This window comes from Pseudomonas rossensis (genome assembly GCF_039888995.1).
GTDB lineage: Bacteria > Pseudomonadota > Gammaproteobacteria > Pseudomonadales > Pseudomonadaceae > Aquipseudomonas > Aquipseudomonas rossensis.
The window spans coordinates 1-20829 of record NZ_JBBWCB010000018.1; the positions used below are offsets into that span (position 1 = coordinate 1).

General features: G+C 59.3%; 21 protein-coding genes. 15 read left to right on the forward strand and 6 right to left on the reverse strand.

The window, feature by feature from the left end; genetic code table 11:
• Nucleotides 1-1600: retention module-containing protein (locus WLY71_RS07480; protein ID WP_347803057.1), on the reverse strand; the 1600-nt coding region annotated here is incomplete at its 3' end.
• Nucleotides 1601-1958: 358 nt separating this feature from the next.
• On the opposite strand from WLY71_RS07480, the gene WLY71_RS07485 reads away from it, so the two are divergent.
• Genes WLY71_RS07485 through WLY71_RS07495 form a run of 3 tightly spaced genes read left to right on the forward strand, consistent with a single transcriptional unit; the run spans nt 1959 to nt 6867 of the window.
• A complete protein-coding gene (locus tag WLY71_RS07485) occupies nt 1959-3311 on the forward strand; it encodes a TolC family outer membrane protein (RefSeq protein WP_347803058.1) in 1353 nt (450 codons plus the stop codon).
• A gap of 42 nt (nt 3312-3353) precedes the next feature.
• Nucleotides 3354-5510 (forward strand): type I secretion system permease/ATPase, encoded by a 2157-nt coding sequence (locus WLY71_RS07490; RefSeq protein WP_347803059.1) that lies wholly within the window; start codon nt 3354-3356, stop codon nt 5508-5510.
• Nucleotides 5500-6867, forward strand: coding sequence for an HlyD family type I secretion periplasmic adaptor subunit (locus WLY71_RS07495; RefSeq protein ID WP_347803060.1), 1368 nt, complete (start codon nt 5500-5502; stop codon nt 6865-6867). The genes WLY71_RS07490 and WLY71_RS07495 overlap by 11 nt, the downstream gene beginning before the upstream one ends.
• Nucleotides 6868-6997: 130 nt before the next feature.
• On the opposite strand, the gene WLY71_RS07500 is transcribed toward WLY71_RS07495, so the two are convergent.
• The 3 genes from WLY71_RS07500 to WLY71_RS07510 all read right to left on the reverse strand — a co-directional run bounded on the left by WLY71_RS07500 (nt 6998) and on the right by WLY71_RS07510 (nt 8997).
• Nucleotides 6998-7381 (reverse strand): DUF6124 family protein, encoded by a 384-nt coding sequence (locus tag WLY71_RS07500; RefSeq protein WP_347803061.1) that lies wholly within the window; start codon nt 7379-7381, stop codon nt 6998-7000.
• A 324-nt stretch (nt 7382-7705) separates the two neighbouring features.
• Nucleotides 7706-8464 (reverse strand): slipin family protein, encoded by a 759-nt coding sequence (locus WLY71_RS07505; protein ID WP_347803062.1) that lies wholly within the window; start codon nt 8462-8464, stop codon nt 7706-7708.
• Between the two features lie 2 nt (nt 8465-8466).
• The gene (locus WLY71_RS07510) at nt 8467-8997 is read right to left on the reverse strand and encodes an NfeD family protein (RefSeq protein ID WP_347803063.1); all 531 of its coding nucleotides are present in this window, start codon (nt 8995-8997) and stop codon (nt 8467-8469) included.
• Between the two features lie 198 nt (nt 8998-9195).
• Between WLY71_RS07510 and WLY71_RS07515 the strand changes: the two genes are divergently transcribed.
• The 4 genes from WLY71_RS07515 to WLY71_RS07530 all read left to right on the forward strand — a co-directional run bounded on the left by WLY71_RS07515 (nt 9196) and on the right by WLY71_RS07530 (nt 10702).
• A complete protein-coding gene (locus WLY71_RS07515) occupies nt 9196-9657 on the forward strand; it encodes an aminoacyl-tRNA deacylase (protein WP_283182447.1) in 462 nt (153 codons plus the stop codon).
• 137 nt (nt 9658-9794) lie between these two features.
• Nucleotides 9795-10040 (forward strand): DUF2789 domain-containing protein, encoded by a 246-nt coding sequence (locus WLY71_RS07520; protein ID WP_046047265.1) that lies wholly within the window; start codon nt 9795-9797, stop codon nt 10038-10040.
• A 145-nt stretch (nt 10041-10185) separates the two neighbouring features.
• On the forward strand, nt 10186-10431 hold the full coding sequence (locus tag WLY71_RS07525) for a type II toxin-antitoxin system Phd/YefM family antitoxin (protein WP_347803064.1): 246 nt from the start codon (nt 10186-10188) through the stop codon (nt 10429-10431).
• Nucleotides 10421-10702, forward strand: a complete 282-nt coding sequence (locus tag WLY71_RS07530; RefSeq protein WP_347803065.1) for a type II toxin-antitoxin system RelE family toxin — start codon at nt 10421-10423, stop codon at nt 10700-10702. Before WLY71_RS07525 ends, WLY71_RS07530 begins: the two co-directional genes overlap by 11 nt.
• A 16-nt stretch (nt 10703-10718) precedes the next feature.
• On the opposite strand, the gene WLY71_RS07535 is transcribed toward WLY71_RS07530, so the two are convergent.
• Nucleotides 10719-10901 carry a hypothetical protein gene (locus WLY71_RS07535; RefSeq protein ID WP_347803066.1) on the reverse strand — a complete coding sequence of 61 codons (183 nt, stop codon included), beginning with the start codon at nt 10899-10901 and terminating at the stop codon, nt 10719-10721.
• 196 nt (nt 10902-11097) lie between these two features.
• Between WLY71_RS07535 and WLY71_RS07540 the strand changes: the two genes are divergently transcribed.
• The 8 genes from WLY71_RS07540 to WLY71_RS07575 all read left to right on the forward strand — a co-directional run bounded on the left by WLY71_RS07540 (nt 11098) and on the right by WLY71_RS07575 (nt 19085).
• Nucleotides 11098-11526, forward strand: coding sequence for a MarR family winged helix-turn-helix transcriptional regulator (locus tag WLY71_RS07540; RefSeq protein ID WP_056745708.1), 429 nt, complete (start codon nt 11098-11100; stop codon nt 11524-11526).
• Nucleotides 11523-13595 carry an FUSC family protein gene (locus WLY71_RS07545; RefSeq protein ID WP_347803067.1) on the forward strand — a complete coding sequence of 691 codons (2073 nt, stop codon included), beginning with the start codon at nt 11523-11525 and terminating at the stop codon, nt 13593-13595. Before WLY71_RS07540 ends, WLY71_RS07545 begins: the two co-directional genes overlap by 4 nt.
• Nucleotides 13592-13801 carry a DUF1656 domain-containing protein gene (locus tag WLY71_RS07550; RefSeq protein WP_008148151.1) on the forward strand — a complete coding sequence of 70 codons (210 nt, stop codon included), beginning with the start codon at nt 13592-13594 and terminating at the stop codon, nt 13799-13801. Before WLY71_RS07545 ends, WLY71_RS07550 begins: the two co-directional genes overlap by 4 nt.
• Nucleotides 13798-14685: an efflux RND transporter periplasmic adaptor subunit gene (locus WLY71_RS07555; RefSeq protein ID WP_129439523.1), complete on the forward strand. Its 888-nt coding sequence runs from the start codon at nt 13798-13800 to the stop codon at nt 14683-14685. The genes WLY71_RS07550 and WLY71_RS07555 overlap by 4 nt, the downstream gene beginning before the upstream one ends.
• Nucleotides 14682-16130 (forward strand): efflux transporter outer membrane subunit, encoded by a 1449-nt coding sequence (locus WLY71_RS07560; protein ID WP_347803068.1) that lies wholly within the window; start codon nt 14682-14684, stop codon nt 16128-16130. The genes WLY71_RS07555 and WLY71_RS07560 overlap by 4 nt, the downstream gene beginning before the upstream one ends.
• An 82-nt stretch (nt 16131-16212) precedes the next feature.
• On the forward strand, nt 16213-16851 hold the full coding sequence (locus WLY71_RS07565) for an NADH:ubiquinone oxidoreductase subunit N (protein ID WP_282383272.1): 639 nt from the start codon (nt 16213-16215) through the stop codon (nt 16849-16851).
• Nucleotides 16852-16988: 137 nt separating this feature from the next.
• Nucleotides 16989-17252: a hypothetical protein gene (locus WLY71_RS07570; RefSeq protein WP_347803069.1), complete on the forward strand. Its 264-nt coding sequence runs from the start codon at nt 16989-16991 to the stop codon at nt 17250-17252.
• A gap of 327 nt (nt 17253-17579) precedes the next feature.
• Entirely contained in the window at nt 17580-19085 is a 1506-nt protein-coding gene (locus WLY71_RS07575; protein WP_347803070.1) for a YdgA family protein, read from the forward strand.
• 90 nt (nt 19086-19175) lie between these two features.
• On the opposite strand, the gene WLY71_RS07580 is transcribed toward WLY71_RS07575, so the two are convergent.
• Nucleotides 19176-20705 (reverse strand): FAD-dependent oxidoreductase, encoded by a 1530-nt coding sequence (locus WLY71_RS07580; protein WP_347803071.1) that lies wholly within the window; start codon nt 20703-20705, stop codon nt 19176-19178.
• Nucleotides 20706-20829 lie beyond the last annotated feature (124 nt).

Sequence of the window (20829 nt, forward strand, 5' to 3'; positions counted from 1 at the left end):
TGCCGGCGGCGTAGGTAGTCTCACCGACGGTGAAATTAACTACGCTGACCGGGCCGTCAACGCTGTTGGTGCCGGTGAGCACGCTGCCGTTGACTGGGGCGTCTTCGCTGGTGGTCACGGTTTCGCCGATATCGGTGAAGGTGTCATCGACCGGGGTGACGCTGATGTTCAGGGTCGAGGTGACGTCAGAACCAGAGCCGTCGGTGACGGTGTAGCTGACCGTCGGCACCGTGCCGTTGTAGTTGGCCGCCGGGGTGAAGGTATAAGCCCCGTTCGTTCCGATGACCAGGGTGCCGACATTGGCGATAGTCGCCGTGCTGCCGGCGGCGTAGGTAGTCTCACCGACGGTGAAATTGACCACGCTGACCGGGCCATCAACGCTCGACGTACCGGTAAGAACGCTGCCGGTCACCGGGGCGTCTTCGGAGGTGGTCACGGTTTCGCTGACGTCGGTGAAGCTGTCATCGACCGGGGTGACGTTGATGTTCAGGGTCGAGGTGACATCGCTGCCCGAACTGTCAATGACGGTATAGCTAACCGTCGGCACCGTGCCGTTGTAGTTGGCCGCCGGGGTAAAGGTGTAGGCGCCATCGGCCGCAATGACCAGGGTGCCGACGTTGGCAATGGTGGCGGTCTGGCCAGCTGTGAAAGTGCCATTGACGCCGGCGATGCTGAAGGTGGACACGCTCAGGACGTTGTCGATGTCGCTGTCGTTACTCAGCACATTGCCGATCGCAGGGGTGTCTTCTGCGATGGTTTGTGTGTCTGCAGTCAAGACGCTTGGGTCATCGACCGCTGTCACGGTGAGATCCAGCGTGCTGGTCAAGCCGGTGTTGGTGGTGTACGTGACTTGCGGCACGGCGCCGTTGTAGTTGGCGTCTGGAGTAAAGGTGTAGTTGCCATTGGTGCCGATGGTCAATGTACCGACGCCGACGATGGTCGCCGTCTGGCCTGCGGTGAAACTGCCGGCCATGCCGGCGATCGTGAAGATGGAGACGCTGAGAAGCGTGTCGGCATCGCTATCGTTGTTCAGGACATTGCCGGTCGCGACGCTGTCTTCGGCCTGTGTGCCAGTATCAGCGATCAGTACACCCGGAGCGTTGGTGGCCGTGGTGTTCTGATTGCCGATATCGAGCGTGGTGGCTGTGGCGGTGGAATCAGGGCCGTTGGTTGGGAAACCAATGGTCGGGTCCACCCGGCCAGCGGTTGCATCCAGCATCACGAAGCTGTGACCGCTACCTGCCGCGCCGCCTGTGCCGGCAGCCGTTGGGCCGGCCGCGGTGGCTTCAAGATCGGTGGTCGGGTCGGCACCGGCAACGATGGCTTGCTGCAGCTCTTCAACTGATGGCGCGGCTTGTGCAGTGGCTTGTGCAAGGTCAGTGCTGGAATCCGGATCGCTGCCGCTCCACTGAGTGTCGCGGCCCAGGTCCAGGGTCCGGCCGTCAGCCAGTTCAAGCGTAACGGCGCCCGCCGCGCCGGTGTCTACCTGATCGCCGACAAACAACCGGTCGCCTTCAACGAGTATGCGGCGGACGCCCTCTGGGGACACCGCGAAAACCTGACCGACAATGCTTTTGACGATGGCCACAACACTGCTCATTGAAGACTCTCCGGGTGTCACATTCAGTTGACTTCCATGATCCTGGCGGCGTGTTTGCCAAACAGTCTGGACGTTCTTTCAAGCTATTAGAGGCACAACTTTGACGCGGTTATTCGTCAACAAATTGGCTATATTTTTTCGTTATAAACTTTATGCCAAACTATTGACCTTGCGCACGCCATCCTAAACACTCGCCCCCGTAATGTCACATTGATATTTAAGCGCTGGCCCGTGCCAGAGAGTGTGACGCAGTTCCAAAATGCAACTTTCCGACATACGGTCATTCCGGTTGTCATCATCCGATGCAGCGGCACGATCTGCAGTGACTCAAGACAAGTAAATCCTGGAAATTCCAACCATGCGTTTGCACCTGCTCAAGGCTTTACCCTTCGCCCTTGCCGCCAGTTTTGTTCAGGCGCAGTCCCTACCGGAAGCCATGCAACAGGCGTTGGATGTCCATCCGGAGATCCAGGCAGGCGTTAACAGTCGATTGGCCGCGGATTATCAGTTAAAGGCAGCAAAAGGGGGATACCTCCCAAAGGTCGACCTGCTTGGCGGATATGGTCGCGAAGGCACTGACAACGTCACCACCCGTGGCGCCGGCAACAACAATCACTGGGAAACCCTGAATCGCAGCGAGTCGAGCGTGCGGTTGTCGCAAATGGTTTTTGACGGTTTTGCGACGTCGAGTGAAGTGGGGCGTCAACAAGCCACCGTTAACTCCCGCGCTTACTCCTTGCTGGGCACGTCCGAACGCACCGCGCTCACCGTCGCTCAGGTGTATCTCGATGTACTGACCCGCCGCGAATTCGTACGCCTGGCAACCGATAACCTGAAGAGCCACGAACGGATTTTCGACCAGATCAAGTTGCGCACCCAGCGTGGCGTGGGCAGCGGCGCCGACCTCGATCAGGCCGAAGCGCGTATGGCCCAGGCCCGCAACAACCTGATCACCGAGCAGACCAACCTGGCGGACGCCGAGACCAACTTCCTCAGCGCCGTCGGCCAGATGCCCGATCAGCTGGAGCGTCCTTCCGATTTCATGGCGCTGTTGCCGGCCAACCTGAATGAAGCCCGGTCGCAGATGCTGGAAAACAGCCCGATCCTGCGTTCCGCCGAATCCGACATCGTCGCTGCCGAGAAACAGTACGCAGCCGCCAAGTCGAGCTTCTACCCGCGCTTCGATGCCGAATTGGGTCGTTCTGCCGACAACGATCTCGACGGCCAGAACGGTCACAGCAATGAATGGCAGGCCATGTTGCGCATGCGCTTCAATCTGTATGCCGGTGGCAGCAACAAGGCTGATCTGGAATCCAAGTCCTACCAGTCCAACCAGGCACTGGATATTCGCAACAACGCCTTGCGCGTGTTGAACGAAGAGCTGGGCCTGGCCTGGAATGCATTGAACAACGCCAATGCCCAAGTGCCGATCGCTCAGCAATATGTTGATCACAGCACCCGCGTGCGTACTGCCTACCAGAAGCAGTTCAGTCTCGGCGAACGCACCTTGCTCGACCTGCTCGACAGTGAAAACGAGCTATTCTCGGCTTCTCGCCGTCTGGCGGAGATCAAGAACATTCAGTTATTTACTCAGTACCGAATCAAGGCGACCATGGGCGAGTTGCTCAAAAGCCAGGGAGTGGTGGCACCGTTGGCATCCGTTGTGCAGAACGACGTGAAGCCCAAGGTTCAACTGCCCGGTATGAACTGAGCAGAACCTTCATTGTTCAATTGTTAGCCAAGAGTGCCGAGCGTGGAATCAGAAGTCAGTCGAGTTCAACTCATTCATGATCCACGCGCGCTGCACGACGATCCGTTGCTGGACGGCTTGCTGGCTCTTTGCACCCTGCATCAGAAACCGGCCAGCGCCGCGATGTTGACCACCGGCCTGCCGCTGCCCAAGCAACGTCTGAGTGTTGAACTGCTGCCCCGCGCGGCCGCTCGCGCCGGTCTGCAAGGGCGGGTGCTGGTTCGCAAACTGGAGCAGATCCCGGCGATTGCCATGCCGGCGCTGTTGCTGCTCAAGGATGGTCGCAGTGCCGTCCTGCTCGGCTGGCACGGTGACGACCAGGCGCGCCTGCTGCTCAGCGAAAGCGATGGCGGCGAAAGCGTTGTCAGCCGCGAGCTGCTGGCCGATGACTACATCGGCAAAGTGTTCTTCGCTCAACCCCAGCACAAATTCGACGTCAATCACGGCACGCTGATCCCGCGCGCACGCTCGTGGTTCCGCGACACCCTCAAGCGGTCGCGCTGGCTGTACGCCGACGCCATCGCCGCCAGTTTCCTGATCAACATCATTGCCATGGCCGCGCCGCTGTTCGTGATGAACGTCTACGACCGCGTCGTGCCGAACCAGGCCGAATCGACCCTGTGGGTGTTGGCCATCGGCATCACCGGGGCTTACCTGTTCGACCTGATCCTCAAGAGCTTGCGCAGCCTCTGCCTGGACCTGGCCGGGAAGAAAACCGACCTGATCATCTCGGCCACGTTGTTCGAGCGCATCGTCGGCATGGCCATGAAGTACCGCCCCGCCCGGGTCGGCAGCTTCGCCCAGAACATCCATGAGTTTCAGAGCCTGCGCGACTTCCTTGCTTCGCTGACCCTCACCAGCCTGATCGACCTGCCGTTTACGCTGCTGATCTTCATGGTCATCGCGATTCTCGGCGGGCATCTGGTGTGGATTCCGGTGCTGGCGTTCCCGATTGCCCTGCTCATCGGCTATGCCTTGCAGAAGCCGCTGGTGGCGACCATGGAGCGAACCATGGCCCTGGGCGCCGAGCGTCAGTCGAGCCTGATCGAAACCCTCGCCGGCCTCGATGCAGTGAAGGTCAACAACGCCGAAAGCGAGCGCCAATATCAGTGGGAGCAGACCATCGGCACCCTCAGCCGCCTCGAGTTGCGAGTGAAAATGCTCTCCGGTCTGGCGATGAACATCACCTTGCTGATCCAGCAACTGGCGGGGGTGATCATGATCGTCTTCGGCGTGTACCAGATCATCGACGGTCACCTGAGCATGGGCGGTTTGATCGCCTGCTACATGCTCAGCGGCCGTGCGCTCAGCCCGCTGGCCTCGCTGTCTGGCCTGCTGACGCGTTACCAGCAAGCGCGGGTAACCATGACTTCGGTCGATCAAATGATGGAGCTGCCGCAAGAGCGCAACTTCGAGGAACGCCCACTGAGCCGCAAGGTGCTGCAAGGCGCCATCGAATGCCGGCAGATGAACTTCACCTACCCGAACCAACAGAACGCGGCGCTGAAGAACATCAACCTGATCATCAAACCTGGCGAGAAGATCGGCATCATCGGGCGCAGCGGCTCGGGTAAAAGCTCCCTGGCCAAACTGCTCGTAGGCCTCTACCAGCCGGACGACGGCGCCCTGTTGGTGGATGGCGTCGATATCCGTCAGATCGACGTCAGCGAATTGCGCCACAACATCGGCTACGTGGCTCAGGACATCCAATTGCTTGCCGGGACCCTGCGCGACAACCTGGTGTCGGGTGCGCACTATGTTGAAGACGAAATGGTGCTGCAAGCTGCCGAGTTGGCCGGCGTCCACGAATTCGCCCGTCTGCACCCGCAAGGTTATGAGCTGCAAGTCGGCGAGCGCGGGCAGAACCTGTCTGGCGGTCAGCGCCAGAACGTTGCCCTGGCCCGTGCGTTGTTGCTCAACCCGCCGATCCTGCTGCTCGACGAGCCGACCAGCGCCATGGACAACACCGGTGAAGAACGCCTCAAGCAACGCCTCGCGGCGGTGGTTGAAAACAAGACCGTGGTGCTGGTGACGCACCGGGCTTCGCTGTTGTCGCTGGTGGATCGTCTGATCGTCATCGACCGCGGGCAGATTCTCGCCGACGGCCCGAAAGCCGCCGTGATGGAAGCGTTGAAGAAGGGGCAGATCAGTGTTGCTTAAGTCGGGTTTCAAGAATTCGATCGGCCGTTATTTCAAAGGCTCCGATTCGCTGCATGGCCAGCCACTTCCCGAGGTCAACAAAGCGCTGATCGAAGATGCCCCACGTGTGGTGCGGCTGACCATCTGGGCGATCATCGGCTTCTTCGTGTTCCTGATGCTCTGGGCCAACTTCGCCGTGATCGACGAAGTCACCAAGGGCGACGGCAAAGCCATTCCGTCGTCCAAGATCCAGAAAATCCAGAACCTTGAGGGCGGCATCGTCTCTGAGTTGTTCGTGACCGAAGGGCAGATCGTCGAGGCCGGCGCACCGCTGATTCGCCTGGACGACACGCGATTCGCCTCCAACGTCGGCGAAACCGAAGCCGATCGGCTGTCGATGCTGCTGCGAGTAGAGCGCTTGAGCGCGGAAGTCGATGACCGTCCGCTGAACTTCCCCGCTGACGTGCTGAAGGCTGTACCTGGTCAGGCGGCCAGCGAGGAGTCGCTGTACATCAGTCGCCGTCAGCAACTGCATGATGAGATTGGTGGTTTGGCGGAGCAGTTGATCCAGCGTCAGCAAGAACTGCGCGAGTTCACCTCCAAGCAGTCGCAGTACCGTAACGGCCTCGCGTTGCAGCGTCAGGAAATCGACATGTCCGAGCCGTTGGTGGCCCAAGGCGCGGTATCGCCGGTTGAAGTGCTGCGACTCAAGCGTGCCGAGGTTGAAACCCGCGGGCAACTGGACGCGACCACCCTGGCCATTCCTCGCGCCCAGTCGGCGATCAAGGAAGTGCAGCGCAAGATCGACGAGACTCGCGGCAAATTCCGCAGCGAAGCACTGACTCAACTCAATGAGGCACGCACTGATCTGAACAAGGCCCAGGCCACCGGCAAGGCGCTGGAAGACCGGGTCAGCCGGACGCTGGTGACATCGCCGGTGCGTGGCATCGTCAACAAGTTGCTGGTGAACACCATTGGCGGCGTAATCCAGCCGGGTAGCGACCTGGTAGAAATCGTACCGCTGGATGACACCTTGCTGGTGGAAGCGAAAATTCGCCCACAAGACATCGCCTTCCTGCATCCGGGGCAAGAAGCGACGGTGAAGTTCACGGCTTACGACTACACCATTTATGGTGGGCTGAAGGCCAGGCTTGAGCAGATCGGTGCCGACACCATTACCGACGAAGACAAGAAAACCACTTACTACATCATCAAGCTGCGCACTGATCGCAGCCACCTGGGGACGGATGAAAAGCCGTTGCTGATCATCCCGGGGATGGTGGCTTCGGTGGATATCATCACGGGTAAGAAGACTGTGCTGAGCTATCTGCTTAAGCCGATTATTCGGGCGCGGGCCGAGGCGTTGCACGAGCGGTAGTTCTCTGCGGGGCTGATGGCCTCATCGCGAGCAAGCTCGCTCCCACATTGGATGTGTGTCGATCACATAACCCCTGTGGGAGCGAGCTTGCTCGCGATATAGGTGGTCAACTCACCACAAACCTACCCGACTAAACCTTGACCCGAGCCTGCATGACCTCCGACTCCTCCCAATGATCCAGCGCTCGCTCTACGAGCAACTGCACGCCATCGGCCATGCGGCTGAGCGCCAAGGCTACCGAGCGCCGCGTCCCGTCCACATCGTCCGCCAGATTGGCAGCGATGGCGCTGATGGACAGCAGGTCTTCGGAGGCGTTGGCCAGAAGGGTTTCGGTGTTGACCTCGGGGGCGACGGTGAAGAGGTTACCTTTGCGGTGCCTGGGCGGTTTTTCGGTGGTCGGGGGGAAGTAGTGGGCGAAGGCGCGGTCGGCGGCTTCTTTGAGTTTTTCGTCTTCGAAGGATTCTTCGGACGGGGTGCCAGAGTTGTCTGGCGGATTTGGAGATACCTTGAACATATAAAATTCCCTAAACAGTAAGTTGGAACCGCCGCCGTTCGTTTGCACGCGAATTAGGTGGCGGCCGTGCGCAGGTGTGCAAGACCGGGACTGTTTAGGACACCCAGCAGATCCGAGGATCTCCTGCGCGCAGCCGCCATAAAGCATGAGCCATGGCAATTGCGCCCTAAACAGTTTCGTCGGACTTGCACGTCCGTGTCACCGTTTTTTCAGTGACAAGGCCAGACTAGACCCGGGTTCGGACCGGAACAAGTTCACCAACACCACTACAACTTGAAGGAAATCTCCGACGGGGCTACCGGACGTTGGTGTCTGTGGTGAAGGTCACTCTTTGGACGACAAATCCGCCATCCCCTTGAGCAACTCGATCGGCAGCGGAAAGACAATCGTCGACGTCTTGTCCCCGGCAATCGAACTCAACGTCTGCATATACCGCAACTGCATGGCCCCAGGCTGGCGCCCGAGCATTTCAGCGGCCTGCATGAGTTTTTCCGAGGCCTGCAATTCACCCTCGGCGTGGATGACTTTGGCCCGGCGTTCCCGCTCGGCTTCGGCCTGTCTGGCGATGGCGCGGATCATCGATTCGTTGAGGTCTACGTGCTTGATCTCGACGTTGGCGACCTTGATGCCCCAGGCGTCGGTCTGGGCGTCGAGCACTTGCTGGATGTCGATGTTCAATCGCTCACGTTCGGCGAGCAGTTCATCAAGTTCGTGTTTACCGAGCACCGCCCGCAACGTGGTTTGAGCCAATTGGCTGGTGGCCATGAGAAAGTCTTCGACCTGAATAATCGCTTTCTGCGGATCGAGTACACGGAAATACAGCACCGCGTTGACCTTGACCGAGACGTTGTCGCGGGTGATCACGTCTTGTGGCGGCACGTCAAGGACCACGGTACGCAAGTCGACGCGAACCATTTGCTGCACCACCGGAATCAGCAGGATCAAACCAGGGCCTTTGACCTGCCAGAAGCGCCCGAGCTGGAACACTACCCCGCGCTCGTATTCGCGCAGGATGCGGAAGGTCGACCCCGCCAATGCAATCACCAGTAACAGCAGCGCGGCAAAACCCAGTTGCAGGCCCATGGTTATTCTCCACCCGGCGCCGCGTCAGCCGCGGCCACTTCCAGCAATAATCCCTTGCGTGCCACCACCCGGACCCTTTGCCCGGGTTGCAGCGGCGTGGCGCTGAGCACTTGCCACTTTTCTCCTTGCAGGTGCACCCAACCGTTGTAGGCATTGCCGGTCAGCGACATCACCGGGGTCACGCTGCCCACCAGTCCTGCATCGCCACTGACGTTTTCGCGCGGTCGGGTTTTGAGGGCGTGGATCAGCAGGAAAATCAGCAACAGGGCACTGATCAGTCCCAGGCCGATCATCAATGGAACCGGCACCTCAGTGTTGGTCAGAATCACCGCACCGATCACGAACATCACAATACCGCCCAAGCCAATCACACCGTAATTGGGCAGGGCTGCCTCGGCGATCAGAAACGCGATGCCGAACGTCATCAGCCAGATCCCGATGGGGTTGGGCACCAGCAAGACGACGGTGTCCGCCGCGAATACCGATCCGCTCAAGGCCAACAGCAGCGCAACTGCACAACAACGAGTGTTCACGTGACCCTCCGGGAGAGTCATTGATGGTTCTTTATACAGTCTAGCTGAGCTCTGAATTGTACGAATTTTGATCAGTTGTTGACGTTGTTCCGGCGGGCAGATTTCCCGCGCGATTGCGCCAGCGGGCCTAGACTTTTAGTGGAGAGAAAAGGTTTAACCATTGTCCGCGAAACGTTATTGCGGACTCCGAGGTGCATCATGCGTATGGCAAGAACTGTGCAGGACAGCCTCAATAAGGCTCACTGCGAATTTGACATCGTCACCCATCCGCACTCGGCCAGCAGCCTTGAAACGGCGCGGGTCGCGGGTATTCCTGCCGAACGGGTGGCCAAATCGGTGATCCTCGACGACCACCACGGTCATTTCCTGATGGCTGTGCTGCCGGCGAGTCGTCACCTGGACCTGAGCAAAGTACGTGGCAGTGGCGAATGGCAGATCACCCGGGAAAGCACCCTGGCGCATCTGTTCCAGGATTGCGAACGCGGCGCGGTGCCTGCGTTGGGCGAATCCTATGGCATGGACATGGTCATCGACCCACTGCTGACCCGGCAAAAAGACATCTACCTGGAGGCTGGTAACCACAACAACCTGGTGCACATGAGCGTGCCGGAATTCCTGAAAATGGTGCCGCATGCTGAAGTGTGCGAGTTGAGTCAGTAGTTTTTGCGGCGTCAGTGGCGCCGTCATCGCGAGCAAGCTCGCTCCCACAGGGTTACGCGATTCCTGTGGGAGCGAGCTTGCTCGCGATTGACTGCGCAGCAGTCACCCAATTTTTTGCCATTACAAAGGAGCCCACCATGGAATCCCCGACCCACAGTCTCCCCAACCTGTTCAAACAACTCGGCCTGCCTGATGACGCCGAAAGCATCGACAAATTCATCGCCACCCATTCACCGCTCAAACCCGAATTGCACCTGGCGGATGCGTTCTTCTGGTCCAAGAGCCAAGCAGATTTCTTGCGTGACGACATTCTGGATGACGCGGATTGGGCGGAGGTGGTGGATCAGCTGGATGTGCTGTTGCGGAAGGGGCGGGGGGTGTAAAAAAATCTGAGAGAAAATGGCGAAATGTAAAAAAAACTGGTGAGTGGTAAAAAAATCTGGGTGGACATCCAATTTCAGGGTTTTTTCTATGTTGCTCATAAAGTGTGAATAGACCAGAATCGTGACCTGAATTGAGGTCTTAATTATGCAAAATGTTCTGGCCGACATGGCTGTCAGTGTGTCTGAGTTGAAGAAAAATCCATCGGCGGTCTTGAGTGGCGCCCATGGTGGGGCTGTCGCGGTGCTGAATCACAATCGAGTTATGGGTTACATGGTCCCGGCCGATGTTTTCGAGGCCATGATGGAGCGGCTCGATGACCTCGAGTTGGCGGAAATTGTTCGCTCACGCAGGCATGAAACGCCGATCCCGGTAAATCTGGATGACCTATAAGCTCGAATTACTGCCGTCCGCACGCAAGGAGTGGGACAAACTGGGTCATACATTGCGCGAGCAATTCAAAAAGAAACTGGCAGAGCGACTTGAGCTCCCGCGAGTGCCCTCAGATTCATTACATGGAATGCCTGACTGCTACAAAATCAAGTTGCGGTCATCGGGGTACAGGTTGGTGTACGAGGTTATTGATGAGCGAGTAGTCGTTTCTGTGGTGGCAGTGGGCAAGCGTGAACGTAGTGCTGTTTACGACCGAGCCAAGAAACGTTAATAGTCTCCGACCTTTCTTATTCCGCCGCCTGCGCGCGCTTGGCGGCAAATTCAGTTTCGATCTCTTCATTGCTGAAGTATTGGCCTTGACGCTGTGATAGCCGTGCCGCGTCCACTTTCCTTTGCAGGAAATGGCGGTACTGCTTTGAGTATGCAGAATCCAGGTTGCTTTCAGATTCTGATTCAGGAGGTTTAGTCATTGGTTAAGTCTCGGTCCGGTCGCAAAGCGTTACGCAGTTTCGAATGCTACGGTGATTCCTGCCGAAGCTAGTCATGGGTCATGCCCGCCAATTTGTTTCAAAACTTGACCAACTTTCCCCTCAAATGCCATATTGATAGTTAGCAAACTAACAGTGTGTGTTTCCCCTCGTGCCGAAGAACCTCGACGCTCTCCAGATGAACATCAGCAGCTCCATGGTGGTGGCCGCCAGGCATTGGCGGAAGATCTGCCAGACCACGCTGGTCAACTATGGAATCTCCGAAGCCTGCGCCGTTCCGTTGTTGATGATCGGGCGTTTGGGCGAGGGTGTGCGGCAGGTGACGGTGGCGCAGGCGGCCGGGATGGAGAGCCCGTCCCTGGTGCGCCTGCTGGATCAGTTGTGTCATGCCGGCTACGTCTGCCGTACCGAAGACGCCCATGACCGTCGCGCCAAATGCCTGAGTCTGACCGAGACGGGTCGTGAGTTGGTGCAAGCCGTAGAAATCGAGCTGGTGCGCTTGCGCCATGAAGTGCTCGAAGGGATCGATCAGCGTGATCTGGAAGCGGCGTTGCGGGTACTGAGGGCTTTTGAATCGGCCAATCATCTGCCGGTGATCAACCCTTGAGTGGATTTTTGACCGGCATGCCCCCGGCGCGGGACTGGTTCTACGGTGTACGAACGTTCGCGGCATCGATGATCGCGTTGTACATCGCCATGCTCATGCAAATGCCCCGGCCTTACTGGGCGATGGCCACGGTCTACATCGTTTCCAGTCCGTTTGTTGGCCCTACCAGTTCCAAGGCGCTGTACCGCGCAGTCGGCACCCTTCTCGGTGCCGCCGCGGCGGTTTTTTTCGTGCCGATGTTTGTCCAGAGCCCCTATGTGCTGGTGGTGGTCATCGCGCTGTGGACCGGGATTCTGTTGTTTCTGTCGCTGCACCTGCGCACGGCCAACAGTTACGCCCTGATGCTCGCCGGTTACACCTTGCCGCTGATCGCCCTGCCGGTGGTGGATAACCCGTTGGGGGTGTGGGACGTGGCCGAAGCGCGGACGGAAGAAATCTTCCTCGGCATCGCGGTGGCGGCAGTGGTCGGCGCCATGTTCTGGCCCCGGCGGCTGGCGCCGGTGTTCAACGATTCGGTGAACACATGGTTTGCCGATGCCTCGACTTACAGCCTGCGTTTCCTCAGCCGCAACGTGCAGCCGGACGAAGTCAGCGCGCTGCGCTCCTCGATGGTCGCGACCTTCAACACGCTGGAATTGATGATCGGCCAGTTGCCCCACGAAGGCGCACGGCCGCAAACGGTGCGCAACACCAAGGAACTGCGCGGCCGCATGATTCACCTGCTGCCAGTGATCGACGCCCTCGACGACGCGCTCTATGCTCTTGAGCGGCGCACGCCCGAGCTTGTGGATAAGTTCGCGCCGCTGCTGACCGCGACCACCGAATGGCTCGACCACAAAGATGCCGACCTCACCCGCTGGCAGACGCTGAAAGATCAACTCGAAGCCCTGCAACCGTCCGCCGAAGCGTTGGATGATCGCAAGCAGCTGCTGTTCTCCAACGCCCTCTATCGCCTCGGCGAGTGGATCGATGTGTGGCAGGACTGTCGCAGTCTGCAGTACGCCATCCAGTGCGAAAGCCAGGACAGCTGGCGCGCGGTCTATCGGCACTGGCGGCTTGGTCGGCTGTCGCCGTTTCTCGACCGCGGGCTGATGCTCTATTCGGCGGCGTCCACGGTCACCGCCATCATCGTCGCTTCGGTGCTGTGGATTCTGCTTGGCTGGACCGACGGCGGCGCCGCGGTGATTCTGGCGGCGGTGGCATGCAGCTTTTTCGCCTCGATGGACGACCCGGCGCCGCAGATCTACCGGTTCTTTTTCTGGACGGCGATGTCGGTGTTGTTCGCCAGTCTTTATCTGTTTCTGGTCCTGCCCAACCTGCATGACTTCCCGATGCTGGTGCTGGCGTTTGCCGTGCCGTTCATTTGCATCGGCACCCTGACGGTCAAGCCGCAGTTCTATCTGGGCATGCTGCTGACCCTCGTCAACACGTCATCCTTCATCAGTATTCAGGGCGCCTACGACGCGGATTTCCTCAGTTTCGCCAACTCCAACCTGGCCGGTCCCGTGGGCTTGTTGTTCGCCTTCGTCTGGACCCTGATCGCCCGGCCGTTCGGCGCCGAACTGGCGGCCAAGCGTCTGACCCGTTTCAGCTGGCGTGACATTGTCAGCCTGACCGAGCCGGCGACGTTGTCTGAACATCGGCACTTGGGTGTGCAGATGCTTGATCGCCTGATGCAGCATTTGCCGCGCCTGGCCATGACCGGCCAGGACACGGGCATCGCCCTGCGGGAAGTGCGCGTGGCGCTGAACCTGCTGGACTTGCTCGCCTATACACCGCGAGTGCTCGGCGTACCGCAAGCGCTGCTGCACCAGGTGGTGGCCGAGGTGGGTGAGTATTTCAAGGCCTGCCTCAAGGCTGGCGAACGTTTGCCGGCGCCGAGTCCGTTGCTGATGACCCTGGACCGCACCCGCCGTGCCCTCAACACGGAGTGCGATGAAGGTGCGCGTCTGCATTTGCTGCACGCCCTGAGCGGCCTGCGTCTGTCGCTGCTGCCAGGGGTGGAATTCGTCGGCACCGGCGAGCTCGAAGAACCGCTTCCCCATGGCATCGATGGAGCGCCTTTATGATCGGTGACCTGGATATCAGCGGGGTGTTTCTGCCCACGCTGCTGGTGCTGATGGGCATTACGTACGTGTTGTTCCTGCTGGTGCACGGGTTGCTGACGCGTCTGCACTTTTACCGTCTGGTCTGGCACCGGGCATTGTTTAACGTGGCTCTCTACGCTTTGCTGCTCGGCGCCGTGGACTCACTCAGTCGATACCTGATGACATGAAAAAACCTTTTTTGACCATCGGTCGCGTGGTGCTGACCCTGCTGATCGTGACCTTCGCCGTTGTCGTGGTCTGGCGCATGGTGATGTATTACATGTTCGCGCCCTGGACCCGCGACGGCCACATCCGTGCCGATATCGTGCAGATCGCACCGGACGTGTCCGGGTTGATCCAGCGGGTCGACGTGCGTGACAACCAATTAGTGAAACGTGGCCAAGTGCTGTTCAGCATCGATCAGGACCGTTTCAAACTGGCCCTGCGTCAGGCCAAGGCGGCGGTCGCCGACCGTCAGGAAACCCTGGCGCAGGCGCAACGCGAAGCCAAGCGTAACCGTGGCCTCGGCAATCTGGTGCCGGGCGAGCAACTGGAAGAGAGCCAGTCCCGGGTGGCCCGCGCCGAAGTGGCGTTGATGGAGGCCCAGGTGGCGGTGGACAGCGCCCAACTCAACCTTGACCGCTCGACCATCCGCAGCCCGGTGGATGGCTACGTCAATGACCGTGCGCCGCGCAACCAGGAATTCGTCACCGCCGGGCGGCCGGTGTTGTCGGTGGTGGACAGCAATTCATTCCACATCGACGGTTATTTTGAAGAAACCAAGCTGGACGGCATTCATGTCGGCCAGAGCGTTGATATTCGGGTGATCGGCGACCGAGCTCGCCTGCGCGGGCATGTGGAAAGCATCGTCGCCGGCATCGAAGACCGCGACCGCAGCAGCGGTAGCAACTTGCTGCCCAACGTCAATCCGGCGTTCAGCTGGGTGCGGCTGGCCCAGCGGATTCCGGTGCGGATCGCCTTCGACGACGTGCCGGCGGATTTCCGCATGATTGCCGGTCGCACGGCGACGGTTTCTATTATGGATGACCACCAGCAGGAGCCCGCGAAATGAGCAGGGCCTCGGGTTTGGCTATCGCCGGGTTAGGCCTGTTGCTGTCGGCCTGTCAGGTGGTCGGGCCGGATTATCACTTGCCGGACGAGGCCGCCGTACACCGCGAAGACTTGCAGGGCGACTTGGCGGTGAACGGCAAAAATGTCGTCTCGGCGCCGGTGCCAAGCGACTGGTGGCGCTTGTATCAGGATCCACGCCTCGATCAACTGGTCCAGCAGGCCATGGCCTCCAACACCGATTTGCGCGTGGCGGCGGCGAACCTTTCCCGAGCCCGGGCGCAGGTCGATGAAGCTCAAGCGGCCGGTGGCTGGAGCGGCGGTGTGAAGATGGGCGCCCAGCGATTGCAGGAGTCCGGCGAAGCATTCCTGCTGCCGGAGAAAGTGCCCGTGGCCAACGTCGGCGACATCGGCATTACCACCTCGTACCAGTTCGACCTGTTTGGCACGTTGCAGCGCGGCATCGAAGCGGCCAAGGCAAATGCCGATGCGACTCAAGCCGCAGCCGATACCGCACGAATCACTCTGGTGGCCGACGTCGTTCGGGCCTACACCCAAGTCTGCGCAGCCAACGAAGAGCAGGAAATCGCCCAGCACTCCCTCGACTTGCAAGCCCAGAGCACCACGCTGATCCAGCGTCTGCGTGACGCCGGGCGCGGTGACGAAACCCAGGTCACCCGCTCGCAAACCCAATTCAAATCCCTGCGCGCCGACATGCCGCGTTATGAAGCGGCCCGTCAGGCCGGGTTGTTCCGCTTGTCGATGCTGTTGGCCAAACCTGTCGACCAATTGCCGCCAGGCACCAGCGACTGCGCGGAACTGCCGAAAATTGCTCAATTGTTGCCGGTCGGTGACGGCGCGACGTTGCTCAAGCGCCGTCCCGATGTGCGACAGGCCGAGCGACGACTGGCTGCCGCGACTGCCGGCATCGGCATCGCCACCGGCGAGTTGTACCCGGACATCAGCATCGGCGCGACCGTCGGTACCGTCGGCATCCTGGAAAACCTCGGCAAACCGGCGACCAATCGCTGGGGCTTCGGGCCGTTGTTGACCTGGACCGTGCCGTCCAACGGCTCCCGCGCACGCATTCGCGAGGCCGAAGCAACGACCCAAGGCGCGCTGGCGCATTTCGATGGCGTGGTGCTAAACGCCATCCGCGAAACCCAAACCGGCCTGGCCCAGTACTCCGCGTTGCTGCAACGTCGCGACGCACTGGCCGACGCCGAGCAATCGGCGCAACTGGCGGCAGACCAGACTCACCGCTTCTTCCAGGCCGGTCGCGCATCGTTCCTGGCGGACTTGCAAGCGACCCGCACCTACACCGACGTGCGGGCGCAACTGGCTTCTGCCAGCACGCAGGTTGCCATGAGCCAGATCGATTTGTTCCTGGCCTTGGGTGGCGGGTGGGAAAGCGGACGAACGCAAGGCACGAACTCCGGCAAACCCTGAGGCCGTTGCTATGCTTTGACTTGATGAGGTCGCGCGTCGAACTCATCAATCAAGGCTCGCGTTGGTCATGGGGATTCCAATAATGAAAAACCCTTATGCTCCCGGCTTCTGGTGCGCTATAGCGGCATTGGTGTTGCTGTCGGCCACCTATTTCTACGGCATCATGCTGGCCCACCAGATCGACAAGGCGCTGGTATTCCTCGACAGTGCTTCAGCGCTGATTGCCGTGATGGCAATCGTGGTGGTGGCCTGGGCTTCGCTTCAGGGCCAGCGCATCAAAAAAAGACAGCTCGAACAAGGCAAGACACTGGTGCTGATCTGGGACACCAAGGTCGCGCTGCGCCGTGTCGAAACGGTGTTCGATCGGTATTTCTGGGGCAGTTACTGGCAACCGGGGCGTACGTTCCAGGAAGTCATGGGCGAACTCACCGGCACGCCGCTGGAAAAAAGCCTCGAAACCCTGAAAAAACAATGCCAGGCGCTGGACAAGCAAGTGTCCGAGGACGGCTGGCACTGGCTCAACAACGCCCGTGAACTCTGCGATGTCGCCAACGCCATGGCCCGCGGACGTTATCAACTGGACTTCTGCGACCCGCGCTCGGAATCCCCAAGCGGCACGGCGGTGATCAATCGCGACTTCGAAGTGCTGGTCTATACATGGACCGCACGGCTCAAGAGCTTTGATCATCAATTGGATGAGATTGAAGTGCAGTATTCATAAGATGGATGGTGTATCGCTGTAAAACTTCGGGTTTTAATTCAAAAAAACTATTAATAACTGTCATTTATGACAGTGGTGTGCATCTTTAAAAGGGTCAATAATTAAAGCTCCTGACATCACAATGGAGCAAAAAAATCATGGCCTTCACGGACGACTCATTCAAAAATGTTTCACCTGGCGACAGTATTTATTTTCACGACACCCGTAGTTCAGCGCGAAGGGGAACCTTCCAGTCAGCAAGTAATGGGATGTTGAATATTTATTGGGCGGCCTACTCAAAAGACGCATCGTTCGAGTACTGGACGATTGCTGACATTGAAGTGAACGGCAAAATACTTGGGGTTGATGGCAGCCTTACTGAAAAACCACAATATGAGCAGTATCCTGGGCAGTATCAATAGCTTTACCCATCAGCTTGATGAAAGTGAAGTGCAGTATTCCTGAGCCTGTATTGGCAGGACTGACGCCATCGCGAGCAAGCTCGGCTCCCACAGGTTTAGCGCAATTTCTGTGGGAGCGAGCTTGCTCGCGATGGCGATCTCATGTCCGCCGAAACTCTCAACCCCCACGCGCGGTCCATAGACACTCTTTAACCTTTAATCATTGGGTCGGCTGGTGCGCCTGATGCTAATCTCCATCGCACTTTTATCGCAGTCGTGACCGTAACCCGTCATGGGTTCAGGGAAGACGACCACACCTTCAAACAACGGACATTGATCGGGTCATTCATGAATAAATCTGCAGGCGTGCTTCTTGGAATCGTCGTTGCCATCGGTGCAATCAGCGCTGGTGGTGCCTGGTACACCGGCACCAAACTCGAAGGTGTGCTGAACACCTCGATCGCCGACGCCAACAAAGAGCTGCAAGCCGCGCTGGTCGGTTCCAACGGCACGGCATCGCTGGAGCTGGTGTCGCTGGAGCGCCATGTGTTCAGCAGCACCGCACACTACCGCCTCAAGGGCGAAGGCGAGATGTTCGGTGAAGCACCGGTGGAGTTGCTGTTCGTCGATCGCATCGAACACGGCCCGCTGCCGTTTTCGCGCTTGGTGTCGCTGAAGTGGCTGCCGGTCCTGGCCACCAGTCACTACGAACTGGAAAGAACCCCGACCACCGAGAAATGGTTCGCCGCTGCCAAGGACAAGTCCCCCCTCACGGGCGTGGTCAATATCGGTTACGACAATGCCACCAACGGTACCCTGCAATTGCTGCCGCTGGACGTGGCGCTTGACGACAAGTCCAGCCTGAAATTCTCCGGGCTGAACCTCGATGTCGCCGCCAGCGCTCAAGCGCAGAAGGTCAAGGCCGACGGCTACATGGACAGCCTGACACTGAGCACGGTGGCTGAAGATCAGACGCCGGTGAAGGTCGAACTGAACGGTCTGACCCTGGCCAGCAACCTGACAAAAAGTACCTACGGCTACTACACCGGCTCGAATACCGTCGAGCTGACCGACAGCAAGACCACCTTCGGCGCCAAGCAGTCGGTCTTGGGTGTCAAGAAGTTTGAAATGAAGAACCAGACCGAGGAATCCGGCACCAGCGCTTCGGGGCGTGCCGATTACAAGGTGGGTGAGGTTTCCTTAAACGGCAAGGCTGTCGGGTCTGCGCAGATGGCCATGAGCCTGAAGAACCTCGACATCCCGGCAACAATGTCGTTGATGCAGATTTACCAGACCAAACTGCAACCGTACGAGAGGGCCGCCGCTGAGGCCGTCGCTGCGGGTGAACCGGCGCCAGAGCTGATCCTGACCACGGCCGAAGAGGCTCAGGTCAAAACCGGCCTGGAGAAACTGCTGGCCGCCGGCCCGCAGGTCGCCCTGGAGAATCTGTCGTTCAACACCCCCAATGGCGAAAGCCGCGCCAACCTGGTGCTCGACCTGACCAAACCACAATCCATGGACCTGCCGCCCGACCAACTGACCCAACAGTTGATCGCACTGCTGGACGTCAACGTGAAAGTGTCCAAGCCAATGCTCGTTGACCTGCTGAGCGTGCAGTCGCAAATCGACGGTCAGACCGACGCCAAGCTCATCGCCGATCAGGCCACCGCCACCGCCGACATGTTTGGCAGCATGGCAGTCGGTACGCAGTTGGCAAAACTGGAAGACAGCAACATCGTCGCCAAACTGCACTACGCCAATAATCAGGTGGATTTCAACGGCCAGAAGATGACCGTCGAAGAGTTTGTCGGGTTTGTCATGAGCAAATTCGGCGGGAATGTCACCGTCCAGTAAAACCAGGGTTTACAGACTGACGCCCGGCGTCTGCGCAACGCAGACGCCGGGCGTTTTGCTGTCTGGCGTTTGAAACGGGGGGAGCAGCCGTTAATTCAAGTCCCGAATCAGCCGCCACGCCTCATCCACCGGCAACGGCTGTTTCATCCGTTCGGCGAGCATCGCTATCGCACGTTCTTCATCGCAAGCCACCGCGGCGACCACCAATCCCTCCTTGCCGAACAGGCCGATGAAAGGCGGATGGTCAGGATCACCTTTGAACTCGACCTCATCCCAAGTCGCGGCGTGTCCAAGGTAGTCGTAGTTTTTACCGAAGTGCCAGGTCCAGAAATAAGGCACGTCGAGGTAATGCTCGTCACCGCCGAGCATGTTCATCGCGGCGATCCGTGCATGTTGCTGGGCCAGGCGCCAATGTTCGATCCGTTGGGGCTGGCCGTTGAGCGGGAAGGTCGCGATATCGCCGGCGGCCCAAAGCCCATCGGTCACGCGCATCCCGCCGTCGACCTTGAGCGACTGGTCTTTTTCCAGGGGAAGGCCGGTAAATGCACCGGTTGCCGGGCTGACGCCAATGCCGACCAACACCAGATCCGCCGGTAAACGTTGACCATTGTCCAGCCGTACCGCTTCAACCCTGGCGGTTCCTTCGATGTGCGTTGCATTGCCATCCGTATGAAACACCACGCCGTTGGCCTCGTGCAGGGCACGAATCGCCTTGCCGACGGCGTCGCCAAACTGTTTGGCGAAAGGCACTGCGTGGCGGGCCAGAACGGTGACGTCCAGACCGTATTGACGCAGGGAGGACGCGGATTCCATGGCAATAAAACTGTCACCGATGATCACCGCTCGTTGGCCTGGTTTTGCCGAGCCCAGAATCCGCTGCGCCTGATCCTTCGAACGCAACACGAACACCTGCGGCAGATCGGCGCCAGGCAGCGTAAGCGGATTGGGTGTGCCCCCGGTGGCGAGCAGGGCAGCGTCGTAGCTCAGCGATTGACCATCAGCCAGGCGCAAGGTCTTGTTCGCGGCGTCCAGGCTCGTCACTTCAGCGTTTATTCGCTCAATGCGCTGCTCTTGGTAAAAGTGTTCATCACGCAGCGGCGGGACTTCTTCCGGCGGCATCTCCCCGGCAATCACGAATTTGCTTAATACCGTGCGATCGTAACCGGCGTCGGTTTCACGGTCGATCAACAGCACCCGGCCACCGAAGCCCTTTTCGCGCAACGCCGCCGCGCACGCCGTGCCTGCCGCACCGGCACCGATGATCACAAAGGTTCGCGCGTCGTCCGCCGGTGGGGTATGAGCGTCGGACATCGGCTGATCGTCGACCCAGACCTCGTCATCGCGCACTTCCAGCGGATAGCGCTTGAGGCTGTCCAGGGCCGGCGGTTCGCACAGCGCACCGTCCTCGATCCGGTACGCAGCCTTGTGCCACGGGCAGATCAAACGTCCGTGGCACAGAGCACCGTCGGCCAGCGGCGCCCCGGCATGGGGGCATTCGCCCTGAAAGGCGCGTAGATGATCGCCCACCCGCAACAGGACAATTTTCGTGTCTGCGATCTGGACCTCAAGGCCCCGATTTTCGGACACATCGGCGAAACGGGCGACGCGGTGCAGTGCCATGATCACTCTCCAGGCAAGCGTTTCACTTAAGAGTTTGGCGCTTATCTCGAGGTTCAGCCAATTCCCACTGCCACCGAATGAACCGTCCGGCTATAGTTTGCACGCCGACGACGGCCCCACCCGC

Bases quoted from the DNA above. Each gene is read 5' to 3' on its own strand.
- WLY71_RS07485 (WP_347803058.1), top strand. From the start codon at position 1,959: ATGCGTTTGCACCTGCTCAAGGCTTTACCCTTCGCCCTTGCCGCCAGT.
- WLY71_RS07500 (WP_347803061.1), bottom strand. From the start codon at position 7,381: ATGTTCAAGGTATCTCCAAATCCGCCAGACAACTCTGGCACCCCGTCC.
- WLY71_RS07505 (WP_347803062.1), bottom strand. From the start codon at position 8,464: ATGGGCCTGCAACTGGGTTTTGCCGCGCTGCTGTTACTGGTGATTGCA.
- WLY71_RS07515 (WP_283182447.1), top strand. From the start codon at position 9,196: ATGCGTATGGCAAGAACTGTGCAGGACAGCCTCAATAAGGCTCACTGC.
- WLY71_RS07520 (WP_046047265.1), top strand. From the start codon at position 9,795: ATGGAATCCCCGACCCACAGTCTCCCCAACCTGTTCAAACAACTCGGC.
- WLY71_RS07525 (WP_347803064.1), top strand. From the start codon at position 10,186: ATGCAAAATGTTCTGGCCGACATGGCTGTCAGTGTGTCTGAGTTGAAG.
- WLY71_RS07530 (WP_347803065.1), top strand. From the start codon at position 10,421: ATGACCTATAAGCTCGAATTACTGCCGTCCGCACGCAAGGAGTGGGAC.
- WLY71_RS07535 (WP_347803066.1), bottom strand. From the start codon at position 10,901: ATGACTAAACCTCCTGAATCAGAATCTGAAAGCAACCTGGATTCTGCA.
- WLY71_RS07540 (WP_056745708.1), top strand. From the start codon at position 11,098: ATGAACATCAGCAGCTCCATGGTGGTGGCCGCCAGGCATTGGCGGAAG.
- WLY71_RS07550 (WP_008148151.1), top strand. From the start codon at position 13,592: ATGATCGGTGACCTGGATATCAGCGGGGTGTTTCTGCCCACGCTGCTG.
- WLY71_RS07555 (WP_129439523.1), top strand. From the start codon at position 13,798: ATGAAAAAACCTTTTTTGACCATCGGTCGCGTGGTGCTGACCCTGCTG.
- WLY71_RS07560 (WP_347803068.1), top strand. From the start codon at position 14,682: ATGAGCAGGGCCTCGGGTTTGGCTATCGCCGGGTTAGGCCTGTTGCTG.
- WLY71_RS07565 (WP_282383272.1), top strand. From the start codon at position 16,213: ATGAAAAACCCTTATGCTCCCGGCTTCTGGTGCGCTATAGCGGCATTG.
- WLY71_RS07570 (WP_347803069.1), top strand. From the start codon at position 16,989: ATGGCCTTCACGGACGACTCATTCAAAAATGTTTCACCTGGCGACAGT.
- WLY71_RS07575 (WP_347803070.1), top strand. From the start codon at position 17,580: ATGAATAAATCTGCAGGCGTGCTTCTTGGAATCGTCGTTGCCATCGGT.
- WLY71_RS07580 (WP_347803071.1), bottom strand. From the start codon at position 20,705: ATGGCACTGCACCGCGTCGCCCGTTTCGCCGATGTGTCCGAAAATCGG.